General features: G+C 66.0%; 18 protein-coding genes and 1 tRNA gene. 12 read left to right on the top strand and 7 right to left on the bottom strand.

Going from position 1 to position 18953, the window contains the following annotated elements; all coding sequences use genetic code 11:
* The 5 genes from BUC15_RS16310 to BUC15_RS16290 form a co-directional block, all read right to left on the bottom strand.
* Positions 1 to 258: hypothetical protein (locus tag BUC15_RS16310; protein WP_139280324.1), on the bottom strand; the 258-nt coding region annotated here is incomplete at its 3' end.
* A gap of 446 nt (positions 259 to 704) precedes the next feature.
* Positions 705 to 1112, bottom strand: a complete 408-nt coding sequence (locus BUC15_RS16305; RefSeq protein ID WP_073190334.1) for a Fur family transcriptional regulator — start codon at positions 1110 to 1112, stop codon at positions 705 to 707.
* The gene (locus BUC15_RS16300) at positions 1099 to 2091 is read right to left on the bottom strand and encodes a metal ABC transporter permease (protein WP_342741745.1); all 993 of its coding nucleotides are present in this window, start codon (positions 2089 to 2091) and stop codon (positions 1099 to 1101) included. The genes BUC15_RS16305 and BUC15_RS16300 overlap by 14 nt, the downstream gene beginning before the upstream one ends.
* Entirely contained in the window at positions 2088 to 2840 is a 753-nt protein-coding gene (locus tag BUC15_RS16295; RefSeq protein ID WP_073190331.1) for a metal ABC transporter ATP-binding protein, read from the bottom strand. Before BUC15_RS16295 ends, BUC15_RS16300 begins: the two co-directional genes overlap by 4 nt.
* Complete coding sequence (locus BUC15_RS16290) at positions 2827 to 3792, bottom strand: metal ABC transporter substrate-binding protein (RefSeq protein ID WP_245788019.1); 966 nt, start codon at positions 3790 to 3792, stop codon at positions 2827 to 2829. The genes BUC15_RS16295 and BUC15_RS16290 overlap by 14 nt, the downstream gene beginning before the upstream one ends.
* A gap of 83 nt (positions 3793 to 3875) precedes the next feature.
* Between BUC15_RS16290 and BUC15_RS16285 the strand changes: the two genes are divergently transcribed.
* The 9 genes from BUC15_RS16285 (at position 3876) to BUC15_RS16245 (ending at position 14578) form a co-directional block, all read left to right on the top strand.
* The gene (locus tag BUC15_RS16285; RefSeq protein ID WP_073190326.1) at positions 3876 to 4151 is read left to right on the top strand and encodes an antibiotic biosynthesis monooxygenase family protein; all 276 of its coding nucleotides are present in this window, start codon (positions 3876 to 3878) and stop codon (positions 4149 to 4151) included.
* 81 nt (positions 4152 to 4232) lie between these two features.
* Positions 4233 to 6377 carry an alpha-galactosidase gene (locus BUC15_RS16280; protein WP_073190323.1) on the top strand — a complete coding sequence of 715 codons (2145 nt, stop codon included), beginning with the start codon at positions 4233 to 4235 and terminating at the stop codon, positions 6375 to 6377.
* 126 nt (positions 6378 to 6503) lie between these two features.
* Positions 6504 to 7418: a carbohydrate ABC transporter permease gene (locus tag BUC15_RS16275; RefSeq protein WP_073190320.1), complete on the top strand. Its 915-nt coding sequence runs from the start codon at positions 6504 to 6506 to the stop codon at positions 7416 to 7418.
* Between the two features lie 7 nt (positions 7419 to 7425).
* Entirely contained in the window at positions 7426 to 8367 is a 942-nt protein-coding gene (locus BUC15_RS16270; protein WP_073190317.1) for a carbohydrate ABC transporter permease, read from the top strand.
* 8 nt (positions 8368 to 8375) lie between these two features.
* A complete protein-coding gene (locus tag BUC15_RS16265; protein WP_073190314.1) occupies positions 8376 to 9734 on the top strand; it encodes an ABC transporter substrate-binding protein in 1359 nt (452 codons plus the stop codon).
* Positions 9735 to 9755: 21 nt separating this feature from the next.
* Positions 9756 to 10835: an ROK family protein gene (locus tag BUC15_RS16260; protein ID WP_073190311.1), complete on the top strand. Its 1080-nt coding sequence runs from the start codon at positions 9756 to 9758 to the stop codon at positions 10833 to 10835.
* A gap of 61 nt (positions 10836 to 10896) precedes the next feature.
* A complete protein-coding gene (gene dusB / locus BUC15_RS16255; protein ID WP_073190341.1) occupies positions 10897 to 12042 on the top strand; it encodes a tRNA dihydrouridine synthase DusB in 1146 nt (381 codons plus the stop codon).
* Positions 12043 to 12153: 111 nt separating this feature from the next.
* Complete coding sequence (locus tag BUC15_RS16250) at positions 12154 to 13440, top strand: citrate synthase (protein ID WP_073190307.1); 1287 nt, start codon at positions 12154 to 12156, stop codon at positions 13438 to 13440.
* A gap of 73 nt (positions 13441 to 13513) precedes the next feature.
* A complete protein-coding gene (locus tag BUC15_RS16245) occupies positions 13514 to 14578 on the top strand; it encodes an HD domain-containing protein (RefSeq protein WP_073190338.1) in 1065 nt (354 codons plus the stop codon).
* Here BUC15_RS16245 and BUC15_RS16240 read toward each other — a convergent pair.
* A complete protein-coding gene (locus tag BUC15_RS16240; RefSeq protein WP_073190336.1) occupies positions 14575 to 15303 on the bottom strand; it encodes an ABC transporter permease in 729 nt (242 codons plus the stop codon). The genes BUC15_RS16245 and BUC15_RS16240 overlap by 4 nt on opposite strands.
* Positions 15304 to 15378: 75 nt before the next feature.
* Between BUC15_RS16240 and dnaG the strand changes: the two genes are divergently transcribed.
* Positions 15379 to 17208 carry a DNA primase gene (gene dnaG, locus BUC15_RS16235; protein WP_073190305.1) on the top strand — a complete coding sequence of 610 codons (1830 nt, stop codon included), beginning with the start codon at positions 15379 to 15381 and terminating at the stop codon, positions 17206 to 17208.
* Here dnaG and BUC15_RS16230 read toward each other — a convergent pair.
* Complete coding sequence (locus BUC15_RS16230; RefSeq protein WP_073190301.1) at positions 17117 to 17995, bottom strand: sigma factor-like helix-turn-helix DNA-binding protein; 879 nt, start codon at positions 17993 to 17995, stop codon at positions 17117 to 17119. The two genes, dnaG and BUC15_RS16230, sit on opposite strands and share 92 nt — an antisense overlap.
* Before the next feature lie 107 nt (positions 17996 to 18102).
* Here BUC15_RS16230 and BUC15_RS16225 point away from each other — a divergent pair, with 107 nt between their 5' ends.
* Together BUC15_RS16225 and BUC15_RS16220 are read left to right on the top strand one after the other, a co-directional pair.
* Positions 18103 to 18636, top strand: a complete 534-nt coding sequence (locus BUC15_RS16225; RefSeq protein ID WP_073190298.1) for a hypothetical protein — start codon at positions 18103 to 18105, stop codon at positions 18634 to 18636.
* Positions 18637 to 18665: 29 nt separating this feature from the next.
* Positions 18666 to 18741, top strand: a tRNA-Asn gene (locus tag BUC15_RS16220).
* Positions 18742 to 18953 lie beyond the last annotated feature (212 nt).

Raw genomic sequence — 18953 nt, 5'->3', positions numbered from 1 at the left:
GGTCCGGATCAATGCTTTGCCTGCGGTGGGGGTGTGACGGACACTGTTTTGGGTTTGGTCGATCACGGTGGTGGCGCCGCAGGCGAACGCTTCGGAGATGATGTGGAGTTTCAACCCGGCCAGTTGGGCTTGTAGCTGGTCGATGCATTCGAGGGTTTCGGAGAGTGTTTGGGCTTGTCGGGTGGCATCCAGGATGCGGGTCTGGTCGTAGCCGGCAGTGATGACCTGCCGCCCAGCTTCCCGCATCGTTTGGTTCATGTGTTCTATTGTTCCGGGCGGGTCCGACAGAAACCCCCGCTGCGGATGCTGTGGAAGATAACGAAACGGTAACGATTCCCGTCGACTTTCGGTCCCCGGTCGGGGTCTGGTTCCTGCGCAAGGTCGCGGTGTCTCAAGAATCGGTGGCCAGGATTCTGCACCGTATGCCAGGTGGTAACGCCCACGCCTTGCTCGTCCCTCGCAAGGCGGCTCAACCGACGGCTGGTTGAGCCGGGCCGTGAGCTTGCGAACGCCCGTGACGAAACCATCGTGACGTTTTCGCGGAGTCTCTCAAGAACCTGTGGTCGGGATACTGCACCGTGTGCCAGGTGGTCGTCACGCCTTGCTCGTTCCTCGCAAGGCGGCTCAACCGTCGGCTCAACCGACCGCACCAGACAGCTCAACCGATACGCCAGGCGACTCAACCAGCCGAAGGACGCGCCAGGCTACCGCGACTGCCCAGAACAGTTCTGGCAGAGCCCGAAGATCTCCAACTCATGCCCCGTGTCCGTGAAGCCGTGCGCCTTTGCCACGCTCGCGGCCCAATCCTCCACGATGTGCGTCGCGATCTCGATCGAATACCCGCAAGCCCGGCACACCAGATGGTGGTGATGCTGCCCCGACGAGCAGGCACGGTAGGCCGCCTCACCGTCGGGAGTGCGGAGCACGTCGACCTCGTCCGACTCGGCCATTGCCTGGAGTGCCCGGTAAACCGTAGCCAGGCCCACCTTGGCACCGGAGTCTCGGAGCAGGTCATGGATCTGCTGGGCGGTGCGGAACTCCTCGCCGCCTTCAAGCAGGTCGCGGACGGCTGCCTTCTGCCACGTCTGTCGGGTCGGCCTAGTGTTCGTCATAGTGGTCTCCGTGGACGGCATGCCTGTGGCCGTCGTGCACGTAGTCGATGTGGTCGCCGTGCTGGATCCTCAGCTTCTCGGCGCGGTGCGGGTCGTGTACCGGGTCGGCGTGCGCCTCGGCCGGTTCGTGCTGGTGAACGCCGTGGTCCTCGATGAACGGAATGAACCGGTCTTCCCTTCGCAGCTTTCCCCCGACCAACCAGGACACCCCGAGCAGCCCGATGGCCGTCACGACGATGGTCGCACCGGTGGCCGAGTCCAGATAGAAGGAGCCGACCGTGCCGCCGATCGCGGCGAGCACACCGATCCCCATCGCTCCGAAGAACGAAGCATAGAAGCCGACGAAGCTCTGTTGGGCCGCCGATACCGGGATCACCATCAGTGCGCTGACCAGCAGCAACCCGACGGTGCGCATCGACACGGTGACGGTCACTGCGGCGAGCACGACGATCAACAGGTTCAGCCACCGCACCCGGATGCCCAGCACCTGCGCGTAGGCCTCATCGACGGTGACCGCGAGGAGCCGGGGCGCCAACCCGATCGTGAACAGCAGAATTACCACGGCCAGCGCGACGATCACCAGGATGTCCTGCTCACTGACCGAAGTGAGCGACCCGAAGAGGTACGAGGAGAGCCCGCCGGCACCCTGCCCGGCCATCCCCGCCATCAGCACTCCGGAGGCCAGGCCTCCGTAGAACAGGATGGCAAGGCCGAGGTCGCCTGACGCCTTCCCGTTCTGACGCAGCAACTCGACGATGACCGCCCCTGCAATACACACCACCGCCGCCACGGGAAGCGGGGCCCAGCCGGTGAGCATCGCGAGCCCGACACCCATGATGGCGACGTGGCCCAGCCCGTCACCCAAGAGCGACATTCGTCGCTGCACGATGAAAGTACCGATCGCGGGGGCGATCAGGCCGCTGAGCACGGCCGCAATCAGTGCCCGCTGCATGAACGGCATGCCGAAAAGCTCAATCATGCAATGCTCCCTGCGATGGGGTCGGCCAGCCCGAGCGAGTCGCTCTCCAACTCCTCGTCGATGCACGTGCTGCCGAAATCCGGCTCGCCGTCGACGACCCGACCGTCGCACAGCGTCACACTCCGGTTCAAGATCTCGGCCATCGGCCCTCGCTCGTGCAGCACGACCAGCATCCCGAGCCCGTCGTCGCGGAGCCTGCCCAGCAGGGTCGCAAGTCCCGCTTGGCTATGCAGGTCGACGCCTGCGAGGGGTTCGTCCATGACGAGCAACTCCGGTTCGGACGCAAGCGCCCTTGCGATCAGCACCCGCTGCTTCTGCCCTCCGGACAGTGATCGGAAGGGCCAGCCCGCACGGGCAGCGAGATCGACCTGTTCGAGGCTCCTGGTGACGATGTCGCGATCGGCACGGCGTAGCCACTGGAACGGCTTGCGATGCGCGAGACGCCCAGCCGAAGCGATCTCCCACACCGTCGCATTGGCCACTGCGATGGCGCTGTGCTGGGGCACGTAGCCGACCTTCCACCAGTCACGGAATCCCGGCACGGCCTCGCCGAAAAGCTTCACGGTGCCCTCCTGGTGCGGCAGGAGCCCGAGGAGGGTCCGCACCAGTGTGGACTTACCTGAGCCGTTCCCGCCGAGCAGCGCGACCGCTTCCCCGGAGCGCACCGATGCGGAAACATCCCTAAGGATCGGGAGGCCACCGATGGAGACGTATACGTGTTCGGCGGACGCGAGGTCAGGAGCAACCATTTGCCACCCTCAGAGCCTCCAGGTTTGCGCGCATGATCGAAGGGTAGTCGTCACCCGGTGACTTTTCCGTGATCCCTTCGAGGGGGTCGAGGACGGCGGTCTCGAGGCCCAGGTCGCCGGCGATGGCCTCGGCGACCGAGTTGGACGTGAGCGTCTCGAAGAAGACGGTCGTGAGGCCGTGCACCTGGGCCTCCTTGTGGATCTCGGCGATCCGGGCGGGGGAGGGCTCGTCGTCAGGGTTGACCCCTGAGACGCCGATCTCCGTCAGGTTGTACCGGTCGGCCAGGTAGCCGAACGCGGCGTGGGTCGTCATGAACTCTGGGCGTTCACACTGTGCGAGGCCTGCCTGGAACTCGCCGTCCAGCCGTGCCAACTTCTCCACCGTTGTCGCGGCGTTGGATGCATAGTCGGCAGAGTTGTCAGGGTCAGAAGCAGCGAGCCGGTCACCGAGCGCGGTGACGAGCACCTGCATCCGCTCCGGGTCCTGCCAGAAGTGGGGATCGAAGTCACCGTGGTCGTGGCCGTCATCCTCGGCGTGCTCCTCTTCTGCGTCGCTATCGTCTCCGCCTTCTTCACCGTGATCATGTGAATGCCCGTCTTCTGCCGACAACAGATCCACGACCCCGCCCACATCGAAAGCATGATCGGCCCCGGACTGCTCAATCGCATCGTCGACGGCCGGTTGGAAGCCCTTCAAATAGACCACAAGGTCGGCTTCAGCCAGCGAGGCGATCTGACGCGGGGTGAGTTCCAGGTCGTGCGCCTCGGCACCGGGTGCCGTCAACGTCGTCACCGAACCATGGTCGCCCAGCACCTGAGTTGATGCCCATTCGAGTGGATAGAACGCTGCCACCACATGCGGACTGGCTGTATCGGCCTCGCCACCGGCAGCGCCGCAGGCAGTGAGCAGGGCGGGGGCGAGCAAGGCGGGAAGGAGACGCTTGAATGACATGAGAACCATTATCAGTTAGACGGTTGGGGAGGTCAAGCTGGCAGACTGAAGGACGGTTCCAGGATCACGAGGGAGGTAACGGGATGTTCGCGGTCAACAGATTCCGTGATGTCGGGGCGGAGTTCGAGCGTGAGGCCCAACAGGTCGTCGAGTTCTGGCGCGCCAGGGAGGGCTGCGAATCGATGGACCTGGTGCGCAATCTCGACGACCCAGGTCTCTGGGCGATAGTGAGCCGATGGCGCGACGTCGGCTCGTACCGGCGCAGTTTCAACGGGTTTGAGGCGAAGATGGTCCTGACCCCGCTGCTCCTGCGGGCGGTCGACGAGCCGAGCGCCTATCTGGCGCCCGGGGATATCTGATCGAGCGGTTGCGTGGGCCCGAAGGAGTGCTCTAGACTCCAGTAACCTTTGCAACAAAGAAAAGTCTGGTGGAGGGGAACAATGGAGTCTCGGATCTCACTTCGTTCGGCAGGGGTTGCCCTGCTGCTGGTTGCTGACGGAGGCCTGCCGCGCGTCGTGCACTGGGGGAGCGACCCCGGCGCGGTGAGCGAGGCGGACTTCGCGGCGCTCGAGATCGGCGATCGATGGATGGTCGCCAACAACTCACCCGATGAAGGCCTGGCGCTCGGGATCATCCCCGAGGGGCGCTTCGGTTGGACCAACACTCCCGGGTTGGTCGGCTCGCGCGATGGCCTCGGGTGGAGCCCCGACTGGCGCCTGGGGTCGGTGTCCATCGATGGCGAGCCGACGTCCGGATTCCGGGCCGTCGGGACTGGGCGGGTCGAGTACCGCGCGGTCGCCCCGGATGCCGGGCTGACCATGGCGCTCACCGTCGAACTCCTCCCGACCGGGCTGGTCAGGGTGCGCGCCTCCCTCACCAACGACGGAGCGGACGGCTATACCGTCGCGGAACTCGGGGTGCGATTCCCGGTGCCGAGTGAGGCGCGGGAGATCCTCGACTTCGCCGGTCGCTGGGGCAGTGAGCGCATGCCGCAACGAGGTCGGCTCGGCGTCGGCACGCATCGACGCGAGGGGCGACACGGCCGCACGGGAGCAGACTCCGCCTATGTGCTGAGCGTCGGGGTGGATGGCTTCGACTACCGCGACGGCGAGATCTGGGCCGCGCACACCGCCTGGAGCGGCAACCATGTGCACATCGCCGAGCGCGACTACCGCGGCGCTCAGGTCATCGGCGGTGGCGAGCTGTTGCTCCCAGGCGAAGGTGAACTGGCCAACGGCGAGACCTATGTCGGCCCCTGGGTCTACTTCAACTACTCGGTCGGGCTCGACCGGCAGGCGGAGCGGTTCCACGAACACCTCCGCGGCCTGCCGGTGCATCCCGATGCCGAACGTCCCGTCACCATCAACGTCTGGGAGGCGGTCTATTTCGACCAGGACAAGGACCGGCTCCTCGACCTCGCCGAACGTGCCGCCGCCCTCGGCGTCGAGCGGTATGTGCTCGACGATGGCTGGTTCGGGGCGCGCCGTGACGACACGGCCGGTCTCGGCGACTGGGTGGTCAGCCGCGACATCTGGCCGGACGGCCTGCACCCGCTCGTGGACCGGGTCAAGGAGCTGGGCATGGAATTCGGGCTCTGGTTCGAGCCCGAGATGGTCAACGAGGATTCCGACGTCGCACGGGCGCACCCGGAGTGGATCATGCAGCCGGGCGGACGGCTCCCGATCGAGTCGCGGCGCCAGCAGGTGCTCAACCTGTCGGTGCCCGGCGCCTATCGGCATGTGTTGGACCAGATGTCAGCCATGCTTGACGAGTACGCAATCGACTATGTCAAGTGGGATCACAACCGCGACCTGATCGATGCGGGTACCGCGCCCGAAGGGCGACCCGCGGTCTCGGCCCAGACGCACGCGTTCTATCGCCTGCTCGACGAGCTGCGGGAGAGGTTCCCGCACGTCGAGTTCGAATCCTGCGCGTCGGGAGGGTCCCGCATCGACCTCGAGGTGATGGAACGCGCCGAGCGGGTCTGGGTCTCGGACAACATCGATCCGGAAGAGCGTCAGCGGATGCTGTGGTGGACGGGGCAGCTGCTGCCCGCCGAGGTCATGGGCAGCCACATCGCCTCCGGCCGGTCGCACACGACCGCCCGCTGGCACGACCTGAACTTCCGGGCCGCCACCGCCGTGTTCGGCCATCTCGGCATCGAGTGGGACCTCGCAGAGGCCACGGCGGAGGAGATCGAGCAGCTCGGCTGGTGGATCGCCTGGTACAAGCGCAACCGCACGACCCTCCTGACCGGACGCCTCGTCCGTGTGGCGATGGCCGACCCCGAGGTCTTCTTCAAGGGCATCGTCACGCAGGAGAAGGCGATCTTCTCCCTGTCGATGCTCAAGGTCTCCACGGGTGTCAGCCTGGGGCGGCTGCGCTTCCCTGGGCTGGAGCCGGAAGCACGCTACAAGGTGAAGGCGATCGATCGGCAACAGACGCCGGACGCCCTCCGGACTCCCTGGCAGCTCAACCCTGAACCGTTGATCGTCAGCGGGGCTCAGTTGGGATCGGTCGGGCTCCGCGCACCCTTGATGCAGCCTTCCTCCGCGGTGCTGTTCGAGTTCGAGAGGCTGGATTGATCGCTGCCTGGTTGGGTGGGTCGATTCCCGAAAGGGGGTCGGCCCACCGCCTTTTTCGAGGGTAGTGCTTGCCCTCGCGTTAACTCTGTGACAGAGTTAAGTTATCTTACCAACGGAGGTAATAGTATGACTTCATCCGAAGCATCGACGGGGCGGCTTGCGCGCCCCGGTCGCAACATAGGTGACCTCAAGCTGGCGATGGTGATGATCGCGCCGGCCCTCGTGGGGTTTCTGGTGTTCCTGCTCTGGCCGACCCTGCGCGGCATCTGGCTGAGCTTCACCGACTTCAACCTGCTCACCGAACCAACGTTCGTCGGCCTCAACAACTACATCCGGATGTTCGGCGACCCGGTGTTCTGGAACGCGGCCTGGGTCACGATCCAATACGTCGTCATCAACATCGGCGTTCAGACGGTGATGGCGCTCCTGATCGCCGTCCTCATGCAGCGCCTGACCCGCTCGACGTTCGTCCGCAGCATCGTGCTCACACCGTACCTGGTCTCGAACGTCGTTGCGGCGCTGATCTTCATGTGGATCCTCGACACGCAGCTCGGGGTCGGGAATCAGATCCTCGGCTGGATGGGCATCGACGCGATTCCGTTCCTGAGCCAGGAGTCGACGGTGATCCCGACCATCGCGCTGATCAACGTCTGGCGACACATGGGCTATACCGCCCTGCTGATCTTCGCCGGCCTGCAGACCATCCCGGAGACGGTCTACGAGGCCGGGCGCGTCGACGGGGCGAGTGAGTGGAGCATGTTCTGGCGCATCACGATGCCCCTGCTGCGGCCCATCCTGGCGCTCGTCCTCATCATGACCGTCATCGGCTCGTTCCAGGTGTTCGACACCGTCGCAGTCACCACGGCGGGTGGCCCGGTGAACTCGTCGCGCGTGCTGCAGCTCTACATCTACGACATGGCCTTCGGACGATTCCAGTTCGGCTATGCCTCGGCGCTGTCAGTGGCGCTGCTGATCATCCTGCTGATCATCACGGTGATCCAGTACCGCATGACTCGCGCCGGCGAGACCGACCTTAACTGAGGCGACCATGACCACCACTCCGATCACTGAAGACAGCGTCAACGAGACCGAAACCGGCAACAGCAGCCGCAAGCCCCGTCCTGGCTGGGGCAGGATCGCGGCCTGGGCCGTGATGATCATCATCATGATCGCCACCCTGTTCCCCTTCTACTGGATGCTGCGCACCGCGCTGTCATCCAACAACGCCCTCTACAGCGGTGCCTCGTCCTGGCTCCCGGTGGACGCGAACCTCGGCGGCTTCGCCCGCGTCTTCGGGATGCAGACCGGCGAAGAGGCGATCGCCGCGGGCGGAGCCGGCCAGCCGGTCAACTTCTGGCGTTACCTGCTCAACAGCGTGATCGTTGCCACCCTGGTGACGGTCGGGCAGGTGTTCTTCTCCGCCTGCGCTGCCTACGCGTTCTCGCGCCTGAAGTGGCCCGGCCGCAACACCGTCTACGGGCTGTTCCTCGCTGGTCTCATGGTGCCGACCATCTTCACGTTCCTGCCGAACTTCGTGCTGATCAAAGAGCTGGGCCTCATCGACACCGTCTTCGGGATCGCCCTGCCGACCATGCTGATGACTCCGTTCGCCGTGTTCTTCCTGCGGCAGTTCTTCATGAACATTCCACTCGAACTGGAGGAGGCGGCGCTGCTCGACGGTTCCGGCAAGCTCGGCAACTTCTTCCGGCTCATCCTGCCGATGGCCTCGGCCCCGATCGCGACCATTTCGCTGCTCACCTACATCGGCGCCTGGAACGACTACTTCTGGCCGCTGATGGTCAGCTACAGCGACAACTCGCGCGTCCTGACGGTCGGGCTCGGCGTGTTCCGCTCCCAGGCGCCCCAGATGGGCCCCGACTGGTCCGGGCTCATGGCGGCCACCCTGGTGGCAGCCCTTCCGATGCTCATCCTGTTCGCGCTGAGCGCGAAGCGCATCGTCAACTCCATCGGCTTCAGCGGAATCAAGTGAGGAAGCATATGTCCAGGAAACTCACCACCATTGCGGCGTCCCTCCTCACCGCAACCCTGCTCGCCTCCGGCTGCTCCACCGGCGACGGTGACGGCGGCGACGGCGTCATCGACTACTGGCTCTGGGACTCCGCGCAACAGCCGGGCTATCAGCGTTGCGCCGACCGGTTCCAGGAAGAGAACCCGGAGCTGAAGGTCAGGATCACCCAGTACGGATGGGACGACTACTGGAGCAAGCTCACGGCCGGCTTCATCGCCGACCAGGGCCCCGACGTGTTCACCAACCACCTCGGCAAGTACGCCCAGTTCGTCGACCTCAACGTCCTGGTGCCGCTGAACGACCTCGAAGCCACCAGCGACCTGGACGCGGACGAGTTCGCCGACGGACTCGCCGCGATCTGGCAGGGTCAGGACGGTTTGCAGTACGGCGCCCCCAAGGACTGGGACACCATCGCGTACTTCTACAACACGGACCTCACGGATGAGGCCGGGATCACCGCCGAACAGCTCGCCGACATGGAATGGAACCCCGATGACGGCGGCACGTTCGAACAGATCATCGCGCACCTCACCGTCGACCAGAACGGGGTGCGGGGTGACGAACCCGGGTTCGACAAGGACAATGTTGCGCTCTACGGGCTCGCCTCGGAGGGCGGTGGAGGCGGGAACTTCGGTCAGACCCAGTGGGGCGCCTACGTCTACTCGATGCCCGATTGGACGCTGCTCGACCAGAACCCGTGGGGTACCCACTTCAACATGGACGATCCCGGCTTCCAGAAGACGATCGAGTGGTACTTCGGCCTCGCCGAGAAGGGCTACATGCCCTCCATGAGCGACGTCAGCACCAACAGCGGGGAATACCAGCAGGTCGCCGCAGGCAACGCCGTCCTGGGCATGAACGGGTCCTGGATGACGTCGCTGCACGCCTCCCTTCCCGACTTCAATCTCGGCATCGCGCCGACCCCTGTCGGGCCGTCCGGGCACCGCGCCAGCCCATTCAACGGCCTGGCCGACTCCGTGAGCAGGTTCTCCGACGACCCCGAATCGGCGGCGAAGTGGGTGGCGTTCATGGCCTCGGACGAGTGCCAGAGCCTGATCGGCGAAGCGGGCGTCGTCTTCCCCGCCCGCCAGTCGGGCATGGACGCGGCCCTCGCAGCCAAGGAGGAGGCCGGTATCGACGTGTCGGCGTTCACCGTCCATCTCGAAGAGGGCACCACCGTGATGCAGCCGGTCACCAGCAACGGGGCCGACATCACGGCCCTGACGGAGCCCGCCTTCGACGCCATCTACATCGGCTCGAGCCCTGCATCCTCGCTCACCGACCTGAACGAGCAGGTCAACCGGCTGCTGGAATTGACCACCGACTGATGTGAGGGGACAATCCGATCCATGTTGATCACCGACCTGGACCCGACGTCCAGAAGGATCGTCGGCCTGGTGCTGCGCAACGGGCCGATCTCCCGGGTCGGGATCTCCCGCGCCACCGGGCTCAGCTCCGGGTCGCTCACCAGGCTCACGGCGCCGCTGATTGCGGCCGGGACACTCGTTGAGGGCGATCCGGAGAAGACGGAGGTCGGCCGCCCGCAGCGCCCGCTGCAGGTGGCCGACGCCGCCGGTCTGTTCGCCGGGGTCAAGATAATCGAGGGTGAACTGCACGCGGTGCTGACCGGCTTGGCCGGCCAGATCCACGCCACCGCGATCCGGGCGGTGGACACGACGCAACCCGAGGCTACGGTCGATGCCATCGTCGAACTCGTCCGCCAGGTCGCGACCGGTGCGGAACTGACGGCCGTCGGGGTCACGCTCGGGGCTGCCGTCGACCCGGCAGGCAGCATTGGCAGCGCGAACCTGCTCGGCTGGGGCGAGGTGGACCTCACGAGCCTGCTGACGCAGGGCATCGGACTGCCCTGCTTCGCCGCCAACGATGTGGGCGCGTTGGCGTTGGCGGAGCACTGGTTCGGACACGGGCGCGGAGCCGACGACTTCGCCGTCGTGACGATCGGCGCGGGGATCGGCGCCGGTGCCGTCGTGGCTGACGAACTGCTGGTCGGGCATCAGGGCACCGCGGCGCTGCTGGGTGCGGCCTGGGCCCGCGACGGTCGGCCCTTCTGCGAGGTGCTGAGCACCGATGCGCTGCTGCGGGCCGGCAGCGAGGCCGCCGGAAGGCCCCTCACCCCGGCCGAACTGCCGACCGAACCTGCAGCGGCGACGGTGCTCGACTCGGCGGCAGGGACGCTCGGAGAACTCGTCGCGCTCGCCACCCTGGCCTGGGGGCCCGAACGGATCCTGCTCACCGGCGACGGTATCGGCGTGTTGGCAGGGAGACTGGAGCTGGTCCGGGAGGCGACGGCAGGAAGGCTGGTCCCGGACCTGCCGCAGCCGGAACTGGTGTTGCAGGAGTTGGACTTCCTCGCATGGGCGCAGGGAGCAGCGGCGATGGCCATCCAGCGCTGCCTCACCGCAGGCTGAATCGCCGTCGGCCGGGATTTCGGAGGCCCGTCGCCGCCGATTAGACTCGTTGATCGTGTCAATTCCCCAGCCGCTCCGCCTGCACGCACCTAGTCGTCGTGACGCAGTCGTCGTCGATCTGCCGGTCGTGCTCGCACCGATGGCCGGGGTAACCAACGCGGCCTACCGGCAACTGTGCCGAGAACAGGGCGCGGGACTCTACGTCTGCGAGATGATCACGTCACGCGGGCTCGTCGTCGGCGACCAGAAGACCCACGCCATGCTGCAGTTCGATGCGGGGGAGAAGACCAGGTCGGTCCAGCTCTACGGCGTCGACGCCGACGTCATGGCAGACGCAGCGCGCATCCTCATCCGCGACTTCCGGGTCGACCACATCGACCTCAATTTCGGTTGCCCCGTCCCGAAGGTCACCCGCAAGGGGGGCGGGGGAGTGCTGCCCTACAAGCGGGATCGGCTCCGCGCCATCGTGGGTGAAACCGTCCGGGCGGCCGACGAGTTCGGCGTCCCGGTGACGGTCAAGACCCGCATCGGGATCGATGAGGACCATGAGACCTTCCTCGACGCCGGGCGGATCGCACAGGAGGAGGGTGCCGCGGCGATCGCGCTGCACGGCCGCACCGTTCAACAGGCCTACTCCGGGGAGGCCGACTGGAGCCGCATCAGGGAACTGGTCAACGCCGTCGACATCCCCGTGCTCGGCAACGGCGACATCTGGGAGGCCGAAGATGCCTTGAAGATGATGTCCGAGACCGGGTGCGCCGGGGTTGTCATCGGACGCGGCTGCCTCGGCCGACCCTGGCTCTTCGGCGACCTAGCGGCCGCTTTCCGCGGCGAGAAGCTGCGCCTCCGTCCGACCCTGGGCGAGGTCGGCCGAATGATCGTGCGTCACGCGGAACTGCTGGTCGCCATCTCGGACGAGCGCCACGGCCTGACCGACCTGCGCAAGCACATGGCCTGGTACTTCAAGGGCTATCCCGTCGGCGAACTACGCAGGCGGTTCGCCATGGTCTCCACCATGGATGAACTCCACGCCCTGGTGGACCTGCTGGACGCCGACGCCGGCTTCCCCGAGGCCGAACTGGGCACTCCGAGGGGACGGCAGGGATCGCCCCGCGGGAAGGTCGTCCTGCCATACGGCTGGTACGACGACACCTCCGGTTGCGATCTCGACCTGGCCGACGCCGAGATCGGCGTCTCCGGCGGCTGACCCCCGATTGGTCGCTCACCCACGCTTAAGTCGACCCGCCCGACATCGCGGAACCGGGGGTTCGCTAGCCTCCTGACTGGGCCATCCCGGCCCGGATCGGAGAAAATGACCATGTCCGAAACCGCAAATCTCACCGTAAACGGCCAGAGCTACGACTTGCCGATCGTCACCGGCTCCGAAGGGGAACAGGGCGTCGACATCTCGAAGCTGCGCTCCTCGACCGGGTTGATCACACTCGACGACGGCTACGCGAACACCGGTTCCTGCACCTCGGCGATCACCTTCATCGACGGCGAAAAGGGAATCCTGCGCTACCGCGGCATCCCGATCGAGGACCTCGCCAAGAACTCGAGCTTCATCGAGACTGCCGAACTGCTCATCTTCGGAGACCTGCCCAATGCCGACGAGCGCGCCGAGTTCCGCTACCTCCTCAGCGAGAACTCGTGGCTGCACCGCGACATGCGCAACCACTTCGATGCGTTCCCGAAGAACGCACACCCCATGAGCATCCTGTCGGCGATGATCAGCGCCCTACAGAGCCACGATCTGCCCGAGCACCGTTTCACCGACGAGAAGGGGTTCAGGCTCGCGGCCGCCAGCCTGATCGCCAAGACCCGCACCATCGCGGCCGCCTCCTACAAGTCGCACATCGGCCAGCCGATCATGTTCCCACGCTACGACCTCTCGTATGCCGAGAACTTCCTCCACATGATGTTCTCGATGCCCTACCGCGACTTCGAGACGACACCGGAGGTCGCCCACGCCCTCAACATGTTCCTCGTGCTGCACGCCGACCACGAGCAGAACTGCTCCACCTCAACCGTGCGGATGGTGGCCTCGTCCGGGGCCAACCTGTACGCGTCCGTGTCCGCAGGCGTCAACGCGCTGTGGGGCCGGCTGCACGGGGGCGCGAACATGGCCGTCATCGAGATGCTCCAGCAGATCCACGAAGGCAAACTGACCCCGAAGAAGTACCTGGATCTGGTGAAGGACCGCCGTAGCGACATCAAGCTCATGGGGTTCGGGCACCGCGTCTACCGCAACTTCGATCCGCGCGCGGTGATCCTCAAGGACGCAGCCGACTCGATGCTCAACGCGATGCACATCACCGACCCGCTCCTCGACATCGCCCGTGAAGTAGAACAGCTTGCGCTGGCCGACGACTATTTCGCGTCGCGTCGGCTCTACCCGAACGTCGACTTCTATTCGGGCATCATCCTGCGCGCCATCGGGATCCCGCTGGATATGTTCACGGTGATGTTCGCGATCGGGCGCACCCCTGGCTGGATCGCGCACTGGAAGGAAGTCACCGACAACGCCGCCCAGCGGATCTACCGGCCGCGGCAGATCTACGTCGGCCCGACCGAGCGGGCCTGGCTGCCGCGCAGCGAGCGCTGATCGCGGCTCGGGTAGGTTGGACGCCGATATGAACGACTCCCTCCTGCCCCGGGCCAGGCTTTGGGCCGAGACCATGCACGGCCACGGCGTCGACGTGATCTCGGCCCACTCGACTTCGAAAGTGAGCATCACACCGAGGAGCCCCAGGCAACGGGTCGCACGCGAGGCGCTGGAACGGCTCCAGTACATCGGTGAGGCCAGCTTCGCTTCCGGGGCCGGCGAGCGGGCCAAGGACGAGGAGCCCGACCCGTTCCGCACCTGTTTCGAGCGCGACCGGGACCGCATCGTCCACTCGGCCGCCTTCAGGCGGTTGGCGGGCAAGACGCAGGTGGTCGTCTATCCGACCGATCACCAACGCACCCGCCTGACGCACGCGCTTGAGGTGGCGCAGGCAGCGATCGCCATGGCACGCGGCATCGGGGTCAACGTGACGCTCGCGGACGCGATCGCACTGGGTCACGACTGCGGCCACGGGCCCGGGGGCCACGCGTCTGAGGACGCCTTCGACCAGTTCATCGTCGGCGGCTACGACCACGGCCCATGGGGCTCCGACGTCGTGCTCGCCGACCTGAACCTGACGGCGCAGACCCTCGACGGCATCCGCAACCACTCGTGGTCGCGCCCGGCACCTATGACCATCGAAGGGGAGATCGTCAGTTGGGCCGACCGCATCGCCTACTGTGCCCACGACCTTGAAGACGCGATCCACGCGGGCATCGTGGGTGTCGGAGACCTCCCGGGGGTGGTGGCCGAGGTGGCGGGCACGACCCGCCGCAGCCAACTCGCCACCTTCATCACCGCGGTGATCGAGACCACAGCAGCCACCGGGGTGGTGGGCATGGATGCGACGACGGCCGAGGCACTCGCCGAGCTGCGACGGTTCAACTACGAACGGATCTACACCAGGCCCGAGTCCGTGGCACAGTCGTTGACGGTGGTGTCGGTCCTGACGGACCTCGTCGGCTACTACCTCGACCATCCGGAAGCGCTCCCGGCCGAATACCGGGGCGACGACCCGGTCATGGGGGCCGTCGCCTACGTCGGTGGCATGACCGACAGGTTCGCCTTCGAGCAGGCTGCCGCGCTGCTCGGTTGGGACCCGAAGAAGCTGCCCCGCGGCATCGGGAGGGGGGCCTAGGGCCTCAGCGCCTGCGCGAGATCGGGCGGAAGCAGCCAGGCCTGCGCCATCAGCCAACGGGCCGCAACCGCGGTGCAGGCCTGCCCGGTGTTGATCCCGACCAGGACGAGCACTTGCGCGGCCGCCGCAGCCCATGGGCTGCCCCCACCCAGGAGAACGCCGATGTAGGCGCCGGGCAACGTGACGAGGCCCACCGTCCTGGTCTGGTCCAGCGCCGGGACCAGACCCTCGTGCAGGGTCGGCGACACGATCGCGCTGATCGCAGACCAGCGGTCCAGGCCGAGGGAGAGGTAGGCCTCGTACTGGGGGAGCCCGGTACGCAGTTCCGCGAAGGCACGTCTGGCGACCAGGGTGTGGGCAGACATCATGTTGCCGACGACGATGCTCGCGATCGGCACGATCGAAGCGCCGGCCAAAGGTGCCGCGCCCGTGGCGAAGATGATCGTGAGCACCGGCAGCGCCCCGGCCAGCATCGCCGCCCCCGCCGCTAAGAAGGCCCTCGGGGATCGGAGCCCGGAACGTCCGGCGGTGGTGTAAACGCCTATTGCGAACATGATGGAGACGAACACGATCGCCATCCAGACCTGTCGAAGCGCGACCCCGATGATCAGCGAGACGGCCAGGAGTTGAACGCCCGCGCGGAGTGCCGCCCACGGGATCGCTCCTGTGACAGAGATCCGGCCCCACCACGCCACGGCGGTCCCCAGCAACACGAGCAGCGACAGCGCCAACGCCAATGGCAGCCCGATCTCCACAGTCACGTGGGTCACCTTAGTTGGCTGCGGCTAGACTCGGGTGCCATGGCAGGCCGCATCAACGAGGAGGACATTGCGTCCGTCCGTGAACGCAGCCGGATCGAGGACGTGGTGGGCAGCTACGTCGCCCTACGAAACGCGGGAGGTGGGTCCCTCAAGGGGCTGTGTCCCTTCCATGACGAGAAGACCCCCAGTTTCCAGGTCACCCCGGCGCGCGGCTTCTACTACTGTTTCGGGTGCGGTGAGGGCGGCGACGTCATCACATTTCTACAGCGTCAGCAGAACCTCACCTTCGTCGAAGCCGTTCAGGTGCTCGCAGACCGTGCGGGAATCGTGTTGCGCGTCGAGGACGACGGCACAGGCCCGGGTCAGACTCCCGGGCTCCGCAAGCGCATCCTTGAGGCCAACGAAGCGGCCCAGGCCTTCTACAGCCAACAACTCGACTCACCGGAGGCGATCGCCGGGCGGCAGTTCCTACACGGTAGGGGGTTCGACCGCGAGGTGGCGCAGCACTTCTCAATCGGTTACGCGCCACGCCACGGCGCCGCGTTGCGGCAGAGCCTGGCGGCGCAGGGTTTCGGGGACGATGTGCTGAAGGCCGCGGGGCTGGTTCGCGACTCGGCACGGGATTTTTTCACCGGGCGGGTGCTGTGGCCGATCCGCGACTCTGCCCAGGCCGTCCTCGGGTTCGGCGCGCGACGCATCTACGACGATGACAGGATGCCGGCGAAGTACTTGAATACACCCGAGTCGCCGGTCTACAAGAAGTCGCACGTCCTCTACGGGCTCGACCTGGCGCGTCGCGAGATCGGGAAGAAATCCCAGGCGGTCGTCGTCGAGGGATACACCGACGTGATGGCCGCCCACCTGTCAGGCGTTGAGACGGCCGTCGCTTCGTGCGGAACGGCCTTCGGGGAAGATCACGGTCGGCTGCTGCAGCGCCTGATGGGAACCCATGATGGGCTGCACGGCGAGGTGATCTTCACCTTCGACGGCGACAAGGCCGGTCAGGCGGCCGCCCTCAAGGTGTTCAAGGGTGACCAGAACTTCATCAGCCAGACGTACGTGGCCATCGAACCAACAGGCCTGGACCCCTGCGATCTGAGGATCCAGCAGGGTGAGGCCGCCGTCCGTGAACTCGTGGCTCGCCGGATTCCGCTCTACCGCTTCGTGATGAGCAACATCGCCAAGAGCCACGACCTGGACCGGGCCGACGGTCGCCTCGCCGCGGCCCGGGAAGGTGCGGAGCTCATCGGGTCGATCCGGGACCAGTCGCTCGTCAACCAGTACCTGCGCGAACTGGCGGGGGTGCTCGGCATGGATCTCGACGATGTCCGCCGCGAGGCCGTCCGCGTCGGACGTCGCCACCAGGGCGTCGAGGTCGTCACGCTGGAGGAACCACCGGAGCCGGACCCCGGGTGGCCCAACCCGAACGACCCAGCGCTGAGGCTGGAGCGTGACTCGCTGAAGTTGATGCTGCAGCATCCGCTGACCTTCGATGCCAGTTGGAACGGCGTCGAGGCCGACGACTTCCAGCATCCCGGCTACCGTGCGGTCTTCCGACTGCTGACTTCGGTGGAGTTCGGGGAGAGCTGGGCGGACCGGCTTCGGGCCGCCGCACCAAACGAACTCGTGCAGCAACTCCTCGTGGCCCTCCTTGTCGAACCGCTTCTGCGCGAACCCGATGAAACCTACTCGCTGACCCATAGCTCGAGGCTCCAGCTGGCCCGGGTGTCGAAGCAGATCGCCGATCTCAAGTCGAGGTTGCAGCGCACCGATCCCGTCAAGGACCCTTCCGACCACCGCGCGCAGTTCGCCCAGTTGACCGAGCTTGAGATGCGGAGGAAGCGGCTGCAATCGGTTGGCCTCGGCTGACCGATGGCGAAACCGTGCGGTCCGAGTCGAGGACCGCGCGTGCCTCCCTGATCGCGGAGCGCTCCCAACGCATCACCGTGGTGCTTGAGACCCGGAACTCGGCCGCGATCTCGTCGAAGGTCTTGCTGCTGCTCAGATATCGGGCTTGCAGCACCGCCCGGTGCCGGGTGCTCAACAGTTCCAGGAAGCCGAGGCCGGTGCGCATGACCTTGTCGAAGCCATCCTGGGCGGTCTCATCTGCAGCCGCTTCCGGGTCGAAGGACACATTTCTGATGGTGCCGCGAGCAACCGAGGACACCGACACGCCCGCGGCGGATGCTGCCTCCTCCAGCGGGATCTCCAGATCGTCCCCGCGGGCACGCTCAGCCAGCCTCACGGCCCTCCGGTCGCCCCTGGTGCTGCCAGGAGCACAGACGCGGAGTTGGTCGACATCGGAAAGCGCCTGTGCGGCCACATGGTGGACGAAGGTCGTGTAGCGGAACCCCCTGGCATGGTCGTAGGAGCGGACGGCCGTTGCCACCCCCAGCGCTGCCTGCTGGAAGAGTTCCTCCTGGGAAACCCCGGTGTTGATGGCCAGCCGGGCTGCGACCTTGCCGCCGACCCTCAACCCGACCCACCACAGGATCTCCATTGCCTTTGTTCCTTCCTCCACCACCCTGCGGAGGAGGTCATCGTCGCCTCGGGTGTCTATCAAGTGCTGCGCGTAGAGACCGGCCTCGACGCACCGGGCAAGTGCCACGTCCTCGCCGTCGGCCAGCCAGACCAGGGGGATGTTCAAGTTCTCCATGCCGACCACTTTTCCCGGGAGCGCCCCTGTTCGGGTGCGAACGCAGCAACCTGTGGATGGATCGGTACGGACAACACTTCTTTTCCACAGGCGGGCACAATGGGGGTATGGCCCTGTTCAGACGCAAAGGAACCCACTTCGACGGCTTGGCCGATGCCCTCGGTCAGCCTGCGGAGGTCCTCGCACACGGCACTGGGGATGGTGTCGTGGTGGCAGGCACGCGGGAAGCCCTCGCCGTGCTCTCAGAGGGAGTGTGGCGGGTGTGGCCCTGGGAACGGGTCAGCGGGGGAGCATGGAGTAGCGAGACCGCACAGTTTCGTTGGAAGACGGTCGACGGCGAGTCGCACGCTCTGACCCTCACGGAAGCCAACCGGCTCCCGCAGTTGTTCCGAGAGCGGATCGAAGCCTCCACCGTCATCCAGTCCCTGATCGATGCGCCCGTGCGAGGCCAGGTCCAGATCATCGGCCGCAGGAGCCTCGGAAAGCAGACGAGCGTCGACTGGTACGCCGTGCCGTCCGGCGGGGCAGATCTGGACGATCCGACGACCCGGGAGGCGGTGGTTGCGGAGACCGACCGGTTGTCGGCCGAGTACTTCGGGGACGGCACCAACCCCGATTGGCGTTCGGCTCGCGAAGTCTGATAGCGTAGCGCCTCGCGTGGGAACGCAATTCCCTGGTAGCTCAATTGGCAGAGCATTCGACTGTTAATCGAAGGGTTACTGGTTCGAGTCCAGTCCGGGGAGCCAATCCGAGAGCCGCCTTGGCAAGCTGAAAGAGCTTGTCAAGGCGGCTTTCTTGCGTCCACGACCCATACCTCGATTCCCGATCGTGGAGGATCTGTCGAGGTTCTCCCAGACCAGACCCCTCCCGAAAATCGGCCAGTGGTCGATTCTGATCCGTCCAGGCACGACTATCGACCACTACCCCCACGTCCGAGCCGCGGCCGCCCAGACCAGAC

The sequence above is a fragment of the Tessaracoccus bendigoensis DSM 12906 genome (assembly GCF_900141915.1).
Taxonomy (GTDB): domain Bacteria; phylum Actinomycetota; class Actinomycetes; order Propionibacteriales; family Propionibacteriaceae; genus Arachnia; species Arachnia bendigoensis.
Note: the sequence above shows the minus strand (reverse complement) of the source record. Positions and strands in the feature narration are given on the sequence as shown.

Excerpts from the sequence above, each read along its gene's own strand:
- BUC15_RS16305 (WP_073190334.1), bottom strand. The coding sequence starts at position 1,112 with ATGACGAACACTAGGCCGACCCGACAGACGTGGCAGAAGGCAGCCGTC.
- BUC15_RS16300 (WP_342741745.1), bottom strand. The coding sequence starts at position 2,091 with ATGATTGAGCTTTTCGGCATGCCGTTCATGCAGCGGGCACTGATTGCG.
- BUC15_RS16295 (WP_073190331.1), bottom strand. The coding sequence starts at position 2,840 with ATGGTTGCTCCTGACCTCGCGTCCGCCGAACACGTATACGTCTCCATC.
- BUC15_RS16290 (WP_245788019.1), bottom strand. The coding sequence starts at position 3,792 with ATGTCATTCAAGCGTCTCCTTCCCGCCTTGCTCGCCCCCGCCCTGCTC.
- BUC15_RS16285 (WP_073190326.1), top strand. The coding sequence starts at position 3,876 with ATGTTCGCGGTCAACAGATTCCGTGATGTCGGGGCGGAGTTCGAGCGT.
- BUC15_RS16280 (WP_073190323.1), top strand. The coding sequence starts at position 4,233 with ATGGAGTCTCGGATCTCACTTCGTTCGGCAGGGGTTGCCCTGCTGCTG.
- BUC15_RS16275 (WP_073190320.1), top strand. The coding sequence starts at position 6,504 with ATGACTTCATCCGAAGCATCGACGGGGCGGCTTGCGCGCCCCGGTCGC.
- BUC15_RS16270 (WP_073190317.1), top strand. The coding sequence starts at position 7,426 with ATGACCACCACTCCGATCACTGAAGACAGCGTCAACGAGACCGAAACC.
- BUC15_RS16265 (WP_073190314.1), top strand. The coding sequence starts at position 8,376 with ATGTCCAGGAAACTCACCACCATTGCGGCGTCCCTCCTCACCGCAACC.
- BUC15_RS16260 (WP_073190311.1), top strand. The coding sequence starts at position 9,756 with ATGTTGATCACCGACCTGGACCCGACGTCCAGAAGGATCGTCGGCCTG.
- BUC15_RS16250 (WP_073190307.1), top strand. The coding sequence starts at position 12,154 with ATGTCCGAAACCGCAAATCTCACCGTAAACGGCCAGAGCTACGACTTG.
- BUC15_RS16245 (WP_073190338.1), top strand. The coding sequence starts at position 13,514 with ATGCACGGCCACGGCGTCGACGTGATCTCGGCCCACTCGACTTCGAAA.
- dnaG (WP_073190305.1), top strand. The coding sequence starts at position 15,379 with ATGGCAGGCCGCATCAACGAGGAGGACATTGCGTCCGTCCGTGAACGC.
- BUC15_RS16230 (WP_073190301.1), bottom strand. The coding sequence starts at position 17,995 with ATGGAGAACTTGAACATCCCCCTGGTCTGGCTGGCCGACGGCGAGGAC.
- BUC15_RS16225 (WP_073190298.1), top strand. The coding sequence starts at position 18,103 with ATGGCCCTGTTCAGACGCAAAGGAACCCACTTCGACGGCTTGGCCGAT.